At 34.0% G+C, this 16042-nt stretch carries 9 protein-coding genes; 6 read left to right on the top strand and 3 right to left on the bottom strand.

Annotation, left to right across the window (positions count from 1 at the left end; genetic code table 11):
* Window positions 1-93: 93 nt before the first annotated feature.
* The 6 genes from ABYI63_RS09295 to ABYI63_RS09270 all read left to right on the top strand — a co-directional run bounded on the left by ABYI63_RS09295 (window position 94) and on the right by ABYI63_RS09270 (window position 9795).
* Window positions 94-1080, top strand: coding sequence for a T9SS type A sorting domain-containing protein (locus tag ABYI63_RS09295; protein WP_372755764.1), 987 nt, complete (start codon window positions 94-96; stop codon window positions 1078-1080).
* A gap of 152 nt (window positions 1081-1232) precedes the next feature.
* Window positions 1233-1784, top strand: coding sequence for a PepSY domain-containing protein (locus tag ABYI63_RS09290; RefSeq protein WP_372755762.1), 552 nt, complete (start codon window positions 1233-1235; stop codon window positions 1782-1784).
* Between the two features lie 371 nt (window positions 1785-2155).
* The gene (locus tag ABYI63_RS09285) at window positions 2156-5317 is read left to right on the top strand and encodes a SusC/RagA family TonB-linked outer membrane protein (protein ID WP_372755760.1); all 3162 of its coding nucleotides are present in this window, start codon (window positions 2156-2158) and stop codon (window positions 5315-5317) included.
* Between the two features lie 16 nt (window positions 5318-5333).
* Complete coding sequence (locus ABYI63_RS09280; RefSeq protein ID WP_372755758.1) at window positions 5334-7277, top strand: RagB/SusD family nutrient uptake outer membrane protein; 1944 nt, start codon at window positions 5334-5336, stop codon at window positions 7275-7277.
* 29 nt (window positions 7278-7306) lie between these two features.
* A complete protein-coding gene (locus tag ABYI63_RS09275; protein ID WP_372755756.1) occupies window positions 7307-8515 on the top strand; it encodes a DUF5000 domain-containing lipoprotein in 1209 nt (402 codons plus the stop codon).
* A gap of 29 nt (window positions 8516-8544) precedes the next feature.
* Window positions 8545-9795 (top strand): DUF4998 domain-containing protein, encoded by a 1251-nt coding sequence (locus ABYI63_RS09270; protein ID WP_372755754.1) that lies wholly within the window; start codon window positions 8545-8547, stop codon window positions 9793-9795.
* 420 nt (window positions 9796-10215) lie between these two features.
* Here ABYI63_RS09270 and ABYI63_RS09265 read toward each other — a convergent pair whose 3' ends face one another.
* The 3 genes from ABYI63_RS09265 to ABYI63_RS09255 are packed head-to-tail and all read right to left on the bottom strand — an operon-like array spanning window position 10216 to window position 16017.
* Window positions 10216-11640 carry a sulfatase-like hydrolase/transferase gene (locus ABYI63_RS09265; protein ID WP_372755752.1) on the bottom strand — a complete coding sequence of 475 codons (1425 nt, stop codon included), beginning with the start codon at window positions 11638-11640 and terminating at the stop codon, window positions 10216-10218.
* Window positions 11641-12804 carry a glycoside hydrolase family 43 protein gene (locus ABYI63_RS09260; RefSeq protein WP_372755750.1) on the bottom strand — a complete coding sequence of 388 codons (1164 nt, stop codon included), beginning with the start codon at window positions 12802-12804 and terminating at the stop codon, window positions 11641-11643. It abuts the gene before it with no gap.
* A gap of 3 nt (window positions 12805-12807) precedes the next feature.
* Window positions 12808-16017: a glycoside hydrolase family 2 TIM barrel-domain containing protein gene (locus tag ABYI63_RS09255; RefSeq protein WP_372755748.1), complete on the bottom strand. Its 3210-nt coding sequence runs from the start codon at window positions 16015-16017 to the stop codon at window positions 12808-12810.
* Window positions 16018-16042: the final 25 nt, after the last annotated feature.

Genomic DNA, 16042 nt, shown 5'->3' with positions numbered 1-16042 from the left:
AACAGCAATATTATCCATATAACTCAAATATTTGTCCATTTTTTTCTAAACGAAAATTATGATATTTACTTACCAACTTAAAAACTAAAATCCATGAAAAAAACTACTTTTATTTTAGCGTTTTTAATGCTACCATTTTTCATCAATGCCCAGGTACATTTTACATTCGACTCCTCTAGAGACGATATGGGAGTTACAGTTATTGATGCCACAACTCCCAACACACAAACTTTAAGTTTAATTGAAAGTGCTAATGAGAATAACTTAGAGTCAGGAAACATGACCTCAGGAATTGTTACAGATACTGAAAGAGGTCTCGTATTACAAATAGCAAATAGGTATGAATATGCCGAAGCTTCAACATTACCAACTACAGGTGATTGGACTATGAGTTATTGGTTTAAACTAGACTCTAGCACATCATACACCCCGTATAACTTAGTATTCTATTCTGATACTACCAATTCTTTAGTAAGTATTGTTAATGTAGGATGGAATGGTGGTAAAAGTGCATTGTTCTTAAACAAGATTTCAGGAATAACCTCCGATCAGGGGCCTGCATTTGTAGAAGGCGAGTGGAATCATTTCGTATCTGCATTTGATGAATCTGAAAACGAAATCACAACCTATAGAAACGGTGTTTTCTTAGAAACTCAGAGTTTTGGAAACACCTACCCTTTTGCTTTTCAAAATTACAATCGTTGGATTTTAGGAGCAGATTGGGGCGCTAGTGGTTTATCAAAATATGATGATTTCATGATTCATTCTAGTTTATTAGACCAAGATGCGGTTACCGAATTATACAACAATCAAACCTTAAGTACTAAAGATGAAATTTCTTTTGAAACTCAAATTAAATTATATCCAAATCCAGCAAATTCTTTATTGAAAATCAAAACATCTAGTAACATCCAGATTGAAAATGTTACTATGCACAACTTACTTGGTAAAGAAATAGCTCTAACAACTACTCCAAGCAAAAACACATATGATTTAAGTAAATTACCTAGTGGATTATATTTAGTTAGAATTAGTGATACCGCGGGTAATAGTGTTACTAAACGAGTTATAAAAAATTAAATTTCACACTTTTTTTAGTTCAATTTAGATAGGAAAATCCCAAACCAAAACTGGCTATATTTTCAATCTTTCATAAAGCCGTACATATAGAATTTTCTACATATACGGCTTTCACTTTTAAGACAAAACACATTAGTTAATTAGAAAGTAGAATGACTAAAAGAAAAAAACAAGCAAGACTAATTCGCATTTTTAGGAAAGTACACAAAACAACAGGTGTCTATTTGTTTATCTTTTTTTTTATAATTTCTATTTCAGGATTATTACTGGGATGGAAAAAAAACAGCCGAGGTATTTTTCTCCCGAAAACTGAAAATGGTATTTCTACAAATATAAGTAAATGGCTACCTCTTGATGTTTTACAAAAAACAGCCTTTGAAGCACTAGAAGACAACGAAAATGTTAGCATTAAGCTTGAAAGAATTGATGCAAGACCAGAAAAGGGCATCGTTAAATTTATTTTTGATTCCGATTATTTAGAAATTCAATTAGATGCTACTTCAGGAGAAGTATTAGCAAAAACTATAAGACGGTCGGATTTACTTGAAGATATTCATGACGGCTCCATTTTAGATGATTTCTTTAAAACGGATGGGGAAATTATAAAACTTATCTATACAACCACTATGGGCCTTGCTCTATTAATGTTTACTATAACCGGATTTTGGCTGTGGTTAGGACCGAAAAAAATGAAAAATAAATAAAAATCACAGTGTAAAATTAATAATTAAAATAGTCCATAATCCCTATATAAACTTTAGTAATTAATAACCTTTTTTTAATAAAAAATATCAGTGTAAATAACTAAATAAAAAAACCAATATTTATTTAACATTTTCTAAATACAATTAAATTAAGTCAATTTTATTTAAAAAAAATAACATCATCCATATATAACATTGTATTATCCATTGCATTAAGCTTTTGTTAAATCTATATTCGTATAATTAAAAAACATTATCTCAACTTTAACAATTACCCGAAAAGCTAAGCTTTAGTTAAAACTCATAGAATTTAAAGCAAACTTCATGGTATTTAGGTAAAATAAACCAAACTCAAACACAATTATACACACATGAAAATTAAACAATCATTATTAATCTTATTAACTTTGGTCTGTCAGGGCATTTTTGCCCAAACACTCGTTAAAGGAACTATTAAAGATGCCGACGGCATGCCTTTAATAGGTGTAAACATTCTTGAAAAAGGAACCTCCAAGGGTGTGGCTGCAGATTTTGACGGAAACTATGAAATTAAAGTATCGAATAGTAATGCTATTTTGGTATTTTCCTACTTAGGTTACAAGACAAAAGAAATTTCCGTAAAAAATCAAACACAAATAAATGTAATACTAGAAGAAGACCTCGATCAATTAGGCGAAGTTGTTTTAGTTGGTTTTGGAAGTCAAAAAAAAGAAAGCTTAGTAAGTTCCATTACTTCCATTTCTCCAAAAGATTTAAAAGCTCCAACTAGTAACTTAACCACCATGATGGCAGGGCGTGTTGCTGGTATGATTGCTTTTCAAAGAAGTGGAGAACCAGGTGCTAATAATTCTGATTTCTTTATTAGAGGTCTCGGTACATTTGGAGCAGGCAAACAAAATCCTTTAATACTTATTGATGGTATTGAATCCTCATCAACCGATATGGCACGTTTACAACCAGATGATATTGAATCATTTTCGGTACTTAAAGATGCCGCTGCGGCTGCCATCTATGGTGCACGTGGAGCAAATGGTGTGGTATTAATTGCGACCAAAAGTGGTAAAGTTGGTAAAACGAAATTTGATGTTAGGGTTGAAAACAGGATCTCATCAAATACAGACAACTTTAAGATGGCAGACAACATTACTTACATGAAGTTAGCTAATGAAGCCACTCTTACTAGAGACCCCTTACTCCCTCTGCCCTATTCACAAAATAAAATAGAAAGAACTGCAGCAGGCGACAACCCTTTATTATACCCTAATAACAATTGGATTGATAAATTAATAAAAGATTACAGCTGGAACCAAGCTTATAACTTAAGTGCAAGTGGTGGAGCAGAAAAAGCACGTTACTATGTAGCAGGAACATTTAATGCTGATAATGGCTTACTTAAAGTAAATGGTATTAACGATTTTAATAATAACATAAAATTATTAAGTTACTCTATAAGAAGTAACGTAAACCTCCAACTTACTAAAACTACTGAAGGTATTATTAGAGTTTATGGACAATTTGATGATTATTCTGGACCTGTAGGAGGAAGAAATGCTAATGGCAGCCGAATAAATGGAGGTCAAAGAATATTTAATTTAGCATTATATTCAAACCCTGTATTATTCCCCGATGTATATCCTGCTAGTCTATCTCCTTACACAAACCACCCTTTGTTTGGTGGTGCTGAAACACGCCCAGGTAGTGGCGTATTAGCACAAAACCCGTATGCAGAAATGGTTAGTGGTTATGAAACATATAAAAATTCAACCATTCAAGCTCAAATCGAACTTAAACAAGATTTAGATTCTTGGACAGAAGGTTTAAGCGCTAGAGCGATGGGATACATAAGACGTTTTTCTTATTTTGACGTTGCAAGACAATACAACCCTTTTTACTATTCATCACGAAAAAACAATGAAACTGGAGACATTATAATTAATGTTATTAACGATGGGAGTGAAGGCTCTATTGGAGGAGCTGGAACGGAATTTTTAGGATATGATCCTGGTGAAAAAAGTTTAGATTCTAGAATTTATTTAGAAACAGCCGTAAATTACAATCATACTTTCAACGAAAAGCATGCGGTATCTGGAATGCTTATTAATTTACTATCCAGCTATCAAACAGGAAATTCTGGAAGTGTACAATCATCACTTCCTAGTAGAAACCATGGTATTTCAGGTAGATTTACATATGGTTATGATAGCAGGTATTTAGCTGAATTTAACTTTGGTTATAACGGATCAGAGCGTTTCTCAACTGGAAATCGCTATGGCTTCTTTCCTTCGTTTGGTTTAGCATACAGAATTTCAAATGAAACATTTTTTGAGCCTTTCAAAGAAATCGTTTCAGATTTAAAGTTAAGAGCAACCTACGGAACTGTTGGTAATGATGAAATTGGTGCAGCTTCTGATCGTTTCTTCTATCTTTCAGAAGTAAACCTTAACAATAATACCTATGGCGCTACGTTTGGAGAAGAATTTTCCTATAATAGACCAGGTGTTTCTACTAGCAGATACCCAAATAGTTTAATTACTTGGGAAAAATCACGCCAATTTAACCTTGGTCTTGATGTAGAACTATTTGGTGATTTAAACATTATTGCAGATGTTTTTACACAACACAGATTTAACATTTTACAACAAAGAAGCGATGTAGGTTCTACACTAGGGCTTCAAGTTACTCCTTCAACTAACTTTGCAGAAGTTAAAAGTAAAGGATTTGAATTATCTTTAGATTACAATAAGCAATTATCTCAAGAATGGTGGACAAGCTTTAGAGCTAACATGACCTACTCTACAAGTGAAATATTACAATATGCTGAAATTGATTATCCACAAGAATTATCATACCTTAATAGAACAGGTAATTCTGTAGCGCAAACTTATGGTCTTATAGCAGAACGTCTATTTATTGATGATGAAGAAGTTGCTAATTCACCAACACAATTTGGTGATGTACGCGGTGGAGATATTAAATACCGCGATATAAATAATGATGGTGTTATTAATAATTCAGATAGAGTCCCTATTGGGTTACCAACAACTCCAGAACTTATTTATGGTTTTGGAGGCACTTTAGGATACAAAGACTTTGACTTTAGTTTCTTCTTTCAAGGGTCTGGGCGTTCTAGCTTTTTTATAAACCCGGCAAGTATTCAACCATTTTACATTAATGGTCGGTCAGAAAGCGGTTTACTTAAAGCTATTGCAGACGACCATTGGTCAGAAGACAATCGCAACATTTACGCCCTTTGGCCTCGCTTAAGTACAGATCAAGAAGAAAACAACAACCAAGCTTCTACTTGGTGGATGCGTGACGGTTCCTTCTTGAGGCTTAAAAATATTGAATTTGGTTTTAATGCTCCTCAGAAATTCACAGACAAAATAGGATTAAATAACTTAAGAATATACGCTAGTGCTATTAATGTAGCTGTATGGAGTTCATTCGACTTATGGGATCCAGAACAAGGTGCAAACGGACTAGGTTACCCTATTCAATCGGTGTATAACCTAGGAATTACAGCTAGACTTTAAAAATATATTTAAATTAATGAAACTACAAATTATGTATATCAAAAAAATTAAAATAATGGTGTTCTTAATTGCTGCGGCAATTAATCTACAATCATGCGACAATTATTTAGATGTTGTTCCTGATAATGTAGCAACGATAGACCACGCATTCACTTTGCGAAACGAAGCAGAAAAGTATTTATTTACTTGCTATTCCTATTTGCCTAAAAATGGAGATATAACATTTAACATCGCCATGCTGTCGGGAGATGAAATTTGGATAAACAATCTTAAATTTCCAGATTTACCAAGTTATATGATAGCACATGGTAATCAAAGATCAGGAAACCCTTATATAAATGTTTGGGATGGTAATAGCTACGGTGGTGGTCCTGGAAATAATTATAAATTATTCCAAGGCATCAGACAGTGTAATATCTTTATAGAAACCTTAGCTAACACAGATAATGTCAGAGACTTGGATAGCTCCGACAGAGAACGCTGGATAGCTGAAGCTCAATTCCTTAAAGCGTATTATCATTATTATTTATTAAGAATGTATGGTCCTATTCCAATTATAGATAAAAACATTTCTATTGAAGCTTCAACACAAGAAATTAATGTTTACAGAGAACCTTTTGATGATTGTGTTACTTACATCTCAGATTTATTAGATACTGCTGCAGAAAAATTACCAGAATCTATTATAGATCTTAATAACGAATTGGGTAGAATAACAAAACCTATAGCATTAAGTATTAAAGCAGAATTATTAACCATGGCTGCCAGCCCTTTATTTAATGGAAACCCTGATTATGTAGGATTTGTTGATAACAGAGGAAAACAATTAATAAGCACAACACCAGACCCTGAGAAATGGCGAAAAGCAGCCGATGCTGCCCTTGCAGCAATTGAAATGGCTGAAGCTAATGGAAATGAGTTGTATTATTTTCCTCAAAATCAATTTGATTTAGCCCCTTCAACGCTTACCAAATTAAGCGTCAGACAAGCAGTAACCGAACGTTGGAATCCAGAAATTATATGGTCCAACCCAAATAGCCGAACCACAAATTTACAATATTACTGTATGGTACCTTTAAGTGCCGATTACACACATACATTAGCTCAAAAACTATTATCCCCTCCATTAAAAATGGCTAAATTATTTCATACTAAAAATGGAGTTCCTATTGCAGAGGATAAAACGTTAACCTTTGGGAATGATACCGACTTAAGATTAGCTACAAACGATGAGCGTTTAAATATTTCTGAAGGCTACAGAACGGCTCGGCTTAATTTTGACCGAGAACCACGTTTTTATGCTGATTTAGGTTTTGATGGTAGTACATTTTACAAACAAGACAGTCCATCAAAATCAGATGAAGATACATGGGTTATTCGTGCTAAACTAAATGATTATGCGGGAAGTAATGCTGGGGCAAATTATAATCTTACAGGGTATTATATTAAAAAATTAGTAGACTGGAGAATGACAAATTCTACAGGCACACCATATAGAGATTATGCATGGCCAGAAATGCGATTAGCAGACTTATATTTACTATATGCTGAAGCTTTAAATGAGGCTGAAGGACCGACTGCAGATGTGTTTAAATATGCCGATTTAGTTAGACAGCGCGCTGGATTAGACGGTATCCAAGCATCATGGGCAAACTACTCATTAAACCCATCAAAACCAAGTACTAAAGATGGTATGCGTGAAATTTTACATCGTGAACGTCTTATTGAATTAGCCTTTGAAGGAAAACGTTTCTGGGATTTAAGACGTTGGAAAAAAGCAGCTCAAGAACTTAATAGTCCTATTCAAGGATGGAATGTTTTTGGAAAAACCGAACCTGAATACTATCAATTAGTAACTTTAGACCAACAACGTTTTGTGTCACCAAGAGATTATTTATGGCCATTAAACGTAAACACATTGCTACAAAATCCAAATTTAGTTCAAAACCCAGGATGGTAAATTTAAATAACAAAAAAGAACAATTCATTATGAAAAAAATAATTTTAAAATGCAGTTTTGCTTTCTTATTTTCAGTATTACTTGTAACATCTTGTAGTAAAGAGGATAATGAAAACACCCCATTAGAAAGCAATGGAACACCGCCTGAGCAAGTATTTGATATAGTGGTTACAGATTTAGATGGTAAATCGGAAATTAGCTACAAATTACCGAACGATAATAATTTACTTTACGTAAAAGCCACTTATGTATTAGATAACGGCACACCAATGGAAGTAAAATCTTCTTCTTATAAAAAATCATTACTAATTGATGGTTATGCTGCTGCAGGTGCTCGTGAAGTAAAAGTTTATACGGTAAACAGAAGTGAAGTCGCTTCACAACCTATTACGGTAACAATTAACCCTAAAGAATCTCCGCTATACAACATTTTTAGAAGCTTAGAAATTGGACCAGATTTTGGTGGCTTGTATGTAGATGCTAAAAACCCTACCCGCACCAATATTGCCATCTTATTAATGTTAAAAGACAATAATGGTGATTGGACAACAAACGGAAACAGTATTTATACTTCAACTGATGAAATATTTAGAACCGTAAGAGGACTAGATACCATTCCTTATGAGTTTGCTGTTACTATAAGAGACCGATTTTTAAACACTTCTGACACTCTATTCCAAACTATAACACCTAAATATGAAACCGAGTTACCAAGGACTCAATATACAGGATACCCGTTGCCAGGTGATGCCCCTACAAAAGATTTTGGGTTTGGGTTAGACAGATTATTTGACAATAACTTTGTTAGCTGGCCAAGAATTTACATTACAGATGCATCGGCACCAGCACCCCATTCTTTTACCATAGATTTAGGCGCTTCTATACAAATAAGTCGTGTAAAAATTTGGGATTACCCACAACAAACTTCAAGTGGATTTTTCTACTACTGGCAATTTAACATGAGAAAATTTGAAATTTGGGGCTCTAACAATCCAAATTCTGACGGCACATGGGATAGCTGGGATTTAATAGGAACCTATGAACAATTTAAACCTTCGGGGTTACCTCTAACACAGCAAAGCGCAGAAGATTTAGAGTATGCACGAGATGGATTTAATTGGCCCATCCCTATCACAGCGCCAAAATACAGGTATTTAAGAATTAATAACCTTGAAAACTGGGCCGGCGGAGGACGTTTAGCGATTGCTGAAATGCGCGTTTATGGTGATCCTAGATAAATAAAATAATATTTAAATTGATTAAAATTATGATAAACAATATAAAAAAAACAAGTCTTCCGTTATTTTTATTGGCTTTCTGCATAAGCATTTTTAATGCTTGTACGCCAACAAGTGCTGATGATTATAAAAAGTATACTGAAGGAGGCGAAATACTTTACTCAGGAAAATTAGATTCTGTAAAAATATTTTCCGGGCATAATAGAATTAAACTTGAAGGTATGCTTAGTCCCGACCCTAAAGTCACTTCATATCGTATTTACTGGTCAAATAAAAAAGATAGTATTGATGTTCCTGTAAGTGAAAGTGACATTGCAAATACGATATCTAAGATTGTTGAAGGACTTGAAGAGAATATTTATAATTTTGAAATCCGCACTTTTGATGACAAAGAAAATAGCTCTATCCCCGTTTTCATTACAGGTACAGTATATGGAGACCGTTACATTAATTCATTAATAAACAGACCATTGGTTAAAAACACTATAGAAAGCGCTACAACAGCTTTAATTCAATTTGCACCTGTAGATTTAACATCTGGTATCTTTGAGTCTGAAATAGAATATATTGATAGTAATAACGAACTACAATCTTTTACAGTACCTGTAGAAAATAAAGATCCAATTGTACTAACAGATTTTATAGATGGTAATACTTTTAAATACCGTTCTGTGTTCAGACCAGACCCAACGTGTATAGATATTTTTTATACAAATTACACGGTAGTGACTCCTGCAATACCAATTGCAGAAGCTCCATATTTAAACAATGCCGTTTTCCCTTTTACTTTACTTGAATCTGGAGGTGGTCGTTATGGTACACCAACTGCTTGGATTCATAATTCAGGCGCATTAAACCACGGTGGTTATGGTGTATATGACAGTAACGGCGGCGGCGGTAAGTTTAATCTTGTAAGTGGCTACGGTGAACCAAATATAATTAACGGTAAAGTTTATCAAAAATTACGATTATCACCTGGTACTTACACGTATACTGTTATTACTGAAGGCAATAATTATAATGGTATAGATGATCAAGTATATTTTACAGCAGCATTAGGTAATGTATTACCAGATGTAATCGATGTAGAAACATCACCAAATACTTTGACTTTTGAACGTGTGTATGGTGTTGCTAGAACATATACACTTTCGTTTACGCTAACACAACCATTTACAGACATTGCTATAGGTGTAGCACTTACAAATGGAGAAAAAGCTAGTGGTGGACCTGTGGACAGGTATATGACCATTAAATCTTTTGCCTTAACCAAACAGTAGGTTTAAAATAATTTAATTAAGAATCTCGAGCACAGTTTGTGACTCGAGATTTTTTTTGTATCTAATTTAACTACGTTAATAGAGCCTTGATGTATAAAAGATGTTTTAAATTTGAGTATGACTTGTATAAATAACCATTTAAACTTATAATTGAATATAAATTTTAGCTCGTGTATGAAACCTAAATAGCACTTTAATGAAACGACACTAATCAATTGAATAACCAACGGAAGCCATAATTGATTCATTTTACGAATATTAACAAACTAAGCTTTAAGCAATAGCATAGTTCAATGTATTTATCAAAACAACACTTTATAAAGCAAAAAAACTGCAAAAATCAAGTTTTTTAATAACCTTTTAGGTTTGCTTGATTTTTACAGTTTTTAAACTGTCTTTCTTTTATATTATTAAAACATTTTATTTTTCTAAGACACGTTTATATGCTGGATTCCAGATATCTTTATACTCAACTTTTTTATTTTCCATAAGCTGTTTATGAATATAATAAGTAAGACCCATCCATTCTTTTCCTTCATCCCAAAACGGTTGTATCAGTGTCGATTTCCATGTGCCATAACTCGATTTTAGACGTGCAGCAATTTCGGTTTCTGAATTCATAATATTGTGAGATTCACCAATATCTTCTTTTAAATTGTACATAACAGAACCATAACCATCAAGTGAAATCATTTTATAATCCCCCATTCTTACGGCAGATTTATCTAGTTTTTTCCAATATAGTTGCTCATGCGGATTCCCCTGTTTATTGCCTATTAAATATGGAATTAAGTTAGCTCCATCTAGATGAAGGTTTTGTGGTTTCTCAATGTTCGCTGCTGCTAGTGATGTTGAAAAAATATCTAATGATGATGACAAACCATTAAAAGAAGAACCACCTTTAAAACCAGCTGGCCAACTTACTACAAAAGGAACTCGGTGTCCACCTTCAAACTTGTTCCCTTTCCATCCTTTTAGAGGACCTACTTTCGATTGATTGTTATGCGCACCTCCATTATCACTTAAAAAATAAATTAACGTATTATCACGCATTCCAAGTGCTTCTAATTTATTTAATAATTTACCAACATTTTCGTCTAGCGACCAAGTCATCGCTGCTAACTCTTTACGTGGATGGTCTTTAAACTTTTCTAAATCTTCTTTTTTAGCATGCATAGGTGTATGCACTGCATTATACGCCAAATACATAAAAAAAGGTTTATCTCCAGATTCTTCAATGAACTTGACAGATTGGTCTCCTAATACATCTGTCATATACCCATCAAAAATGACGCGCTCACCATTATGTTGTAGCATTTCTTCTTTGGATGGGTTTTTAATTGGAAAATAAGAACGGCTGCCGGCTATAAAGCCATAAAACTCATCAAAACCTCTTTGATTTGGATGATCTGAAAGTTCTTCTCCTAAATGCCATTTTCCTAAAGCATACGTATTGTAACCGTTGCTTTTAAAGACATCGGCTATAGTCTCCACATCATCACTCAGCCCAATTCCACCTGTTCCATTTGCCTCAAAACCAAATCGTTGTTGGTATTTACCCGTAATTAAACCTGCTCTAGATGGTGCACAAACCGTGGCACTTACATGAGCATCGGTAAACTTTACGCCACTATTTGCTAATAAATCGATATTAGGAGTTTGTAAATCGTCACTGCCCATAAAACCGAAGTCTATATACCCTGCATCATCAACAAGTATCACAATAACATTAGGACTTTCTTTGTTTCCAGGCGGCTCTTTTTGATCGTTTACTTTAGTTTTACAACTAACAAATGCCAAAACAAACAAGGAAAGACTAAAGGCTTTAATTTTATTTAATTTCATTTAGTTTTTAGTTTTTAGTTTAAAAAAATTTAAATCCCATTCAGGAAACCACTTTATAATAGGTTTATTGTTTTCAAATTCAATAGGTAGCCATAAATATCTTCCATCAATAGCATTGGAAGGATTCCATCGATCTGCCATAAATACAAAGGCATTTTTTTTGCCTATAACAGGAAAAACGTATGTGCTTTGACTTCTGAATGTGGTCTTTTTTTCTGCTTCAGTTCCACGAACAGGGTTTCCTAGAGATTCCCAAGTTCCTAACATCTCATTTGCAACAGCCGATCTTGCTGGGTTGGGATCCCAACCTGTAAGTCCAGAAGTTATCATATAGTATTTCCCTTTCTGTTTAAATATTGCTGGTGCTTCATTATTTCCTCCTGGAAACACACGAATATATTCATTAGATAATGAAAGGTAATCATCTGCCAATTTAGAAATAATTAATGTGCCATTCTCTTCAGAAGCGGTAATATGATAGGCCGTGTTATCATCATCTTTAAATAGCGTCATGTCTCTAGACATCTGCCCCACCTCAAAATCTCGTAAAAAATAAACACCATGCCCAGAACCTTCACCCCATTTTAATTTTTCTTTCGACATTTTTCTTGCATGTTCTTTTTGTGATTCTGTGAAATTTTGCGGCCAAACATTAGCATGTATTCTAAAACTATTTAAATATTCATAAGGTCCCGTAACGTGGTTAGATACAGCAACTCCAGTTAAAGCGGCATCATACCCCTGCCCTTTTAATTCATGATGAAACCACATGACATATTTATTGGTTTTTTTATTATAAATTACTTTAGGACGCTCAATAACACTTCCTGCTATAAGTAATGATGCAGGGTCTTTTTTTACAGCTAAAGCAACCCCTTCATTTTTCCAATTATATAAATCTTTAGAAGAATAAACTCCTACACCCACCCATGCTTGGTTACCGTGACCACCTGCAACCTTATGCTCGCCAAACCAGTAATACGTATCACCTACTATCGTCATTCCGCCACCATGGGCATTTATATGTACGCCTTCTGTATCCTCCCATATATCGCCTAGCTTAAAGCTTGTGTATGTTTTTTGAGCAGATATAAATGACACACTAAATAGCAATGTAAATAACAATAAAACACTTTTATTTAAACCCATATTGAAACTCTTCATGTTTTAATTAATTGGGATTATTGAATATGAATAACTCATGTTTTTAGCTTTAATTTGGTATTTCTCTAATGGTAAGGTCCACCAACTCGTATCTCCACCAACACCCATTTGTGCATGGTCTATATTAATATTAACTAAATCTCTTGTAACAATATCAATTGTGTGACGTTGCTGTTTTGTTAATCCTGCATCGAAATCTGAATTGTATTGATGGTGCGCACTAAAGCTTAAAGGTTTTGGGCCTAAGACTTTGATTCCTTTTCCGTTTTCATTGGTAAAAGACAACCAACGTACATCTGTTCTATATCCATTTTCTTGCGGACGAGCATAGGGAAAATATAAATCTTTAACCGTAGCTTTATAGTTTCCTATAAAAGCAGAGGTCTTTCTGTCTTGGTAATTTTCATGTGGTCCTCTTCCATACCAATTTACTTGACTGTAACTGTTATTTAATATTAAATTATTACCGAAACGAGGCATGCTTGGTAATTCTTTTTTAACATCTTTAAGGGTATTGGTAACTGTTATTTGACCTGAAGCATCCATTTTATAATCTAATTGAATTTTAGCCATAGCATCTGGCAATTGATAAACAACTTGAACGCTAGCCCAAGTATTCGTTAAATTTTTACTTTGACTTATAGACGCTAAATCTATTACCTTATTACCATCTTTTAGCTCAATTGATAATAATGTTTGATTTTCTGTTGCACGCTTCCATGCTCCAAATCGCTTTGGCATATTAAACCCAAAATCATTATCTGTGGTAGCGCGCCAGAAATTTGGCTTAATTCCTTGCAAAAGAATATTTTCGTTACCATAATCTAATGTTACTAATTGCCCTGTTTTAATATTAAAACTTGCTTTGAAAGCAGCTGATTTAAACGTTAATAAACTATCCTGAGATTCTACTGCAATGACAGCATCTGTATTCTTTTGAAAAACAGGCGTAAAAGTTCCTGCTATAAATTCTTCTTTAGCTAAAGGATATCCTTTTGGTAATAATGGCAACTCATTTTTTGTTGAGGCCACTAATTGTAGCGCGTATTCCCCAGATTTTAAATCGACTTTTGGTAAATTAAGTGTTATTGTTTTAGTGCCTCTAGGCTCTAAATCGAACGATTCTATATCACTTTTCCCTATCTCTTTTCCTTCTTTAAATAGTGTCCATGAAAAATTAAAATTATTTAAATTGGTAAAAAAGTATTCATTAAAAATAGTTACTTCTCCTGTTTCTAAATTCGCTTTTTTAAATTGAATATCTTGATATACTTTCTTAAGTTCTTCTAAACCTGGATGTGGAGAACGGTCTGCATTTACAATACCATTTAAACAAAAATTAGCATCATTTTGAATATTTTCGGCTCCAAAGTCACCACCGTAACCCCAATATGTTTCGCCATCTTCAGTAGTCGCTACAAGCCCTTGATCTACCCAATCCCAAATAAAACCTCCTTGAAGTACGTCATATTTACGGAAAGCATCCCAATAATCTTTAAAATTACCCAAACTATTACCCATAGCGTGTGAGTACTCACATAATATTAATGGGCGTTTCGGGTTGTTTTCTACGTACTTAATTATTTGCGGAATACGATCGTACATAGGCGCTTGAATATCTGTATTCTCATAATGAGTTGCTCCTTCGTATTGCGTAGGGCGTGTTCTATCTTGCCCTTTAAGCCATTCATAGGTTGCAAAAAAATTGTCCCCGTTTCCTGCTTCGTTACCCAAAGACCAAGTTACGATAGATGTATGATTTTTATCGCGTTCAAACATACGAATGGTTCTATCCATATGTGCTTCTTTCCATTCTGGTAAGTATGCTGGGTGTATTTTTTTAAGTTCTTCATTATTATCCAACCCTTGATTGGTGGTTCCCATACCGTGTGTTTCAATGTTAGCTTCATCTATAACATAAAAGCCGTATTGATCACAAAGACTATAGAAAAACGGATTTTTAGGGTAGTGACTGCAACGAATGGCATTTATATTATTTTCTTTCATTAACCTTAAATCCTTCATGGTTAATTCCTCGCTAATAACATGTCCGGTTTTTTCATCATGATCATGAAGGTTCACACCTTTTATCAAAACAGGCTTACCATTTACTAAAAATTGACTATTTTGAATTTTAATATTTCTAAAACCTATTTTTAGCGATGTTGCTTGTAGTAGATTCCCTTGAGCGTCTTTTAACTCTACTAAAACGGTGTAAAGCTTTGGTGTTTCGGCAGTCCAAGCAATAATGTTTGAAACACTTTCCCCAAACCCTATACTTGTTCTACCTCCTAATAGAGTTTTAAACTCTTTTGAAAATGTTTTAAGTACTGTTTCACCGTCTAGAAGTTTAATTTCAACTTGTCCATTTTCTTTTTGCGTTGAACGAGACCCAATATCTAACATTACATCAAACATACCTTGGCTATAGTCTGCTGACAAATCACCGTTAAGTTCAATATCCTTGATATAAACTGGATTTTCGGCACGTAAATATACATCACGCTCAATACCACTTAATCTCCAAAAGTCTTGATCTTCCATATAACTAGCATCAGACCAACGCAAGACTTGTACCGCTAATTGATTTTCGCCAGATTTAAGATATTTTGTAATATTAAACTCTGCTGGTGTTTTACTGCCTTCATTATAACCAACCATTTGCCCATTAACGTAAACATACATGGCCCCACTTACTCCTTCAAAATGAAGAAAAACGTCTTTAGAACCCCAATCACTTGGCACTTCGAACGTTCGTTTATAACTTCCCACGTTATTCATGTTATGAGGTATAAATGGAGGGTTTTTAGGGAATACATAAACAACATTGGTATAAATAGGTAATCCAAAACCTTGCATTTCCCAGTTAGAAGGTACGGTTATGGTATCCCAGCCTTTTACACTAAAATCTTCTTTATAAAATTCAGCAGGTCTAGCTTGTACACTGTCTGCATAGTAAAAATCCCAAGTTCCGTTTAATGATTTGTATAACGAAGAGGTCTTCCAATCTTTATTTGATAACGCTTCGGCTGTTGTTTTATGATTATAAAATGTGGCTCTAGGGGCTTCGCGGTTTATTTGAAATATCTCTGGGTTTTCCCATTCGGGGTTTTCCCAAGTTGTCGCGGTATAAATAGGTCTTGTAACCTGTTCATTACAACTTAAAAAGAGTAACATCATAATTGCTACAGCACCTAAATATTTATTTTTCATAGTGTTTAAATTACTGGTTTTAATC

Origin of the sequence: Mariniflexile sp. (assembly GCF_041583155.1) — a bacterium.
GTDB lineage: Bacteria > Bacteroidota > Bacteroidia > Flavobacteriales > Flavobacteriaceae > Mariniflexile.
This window is presented reverse-complemented; position numbering and strand designations above follow the sequence as displayed.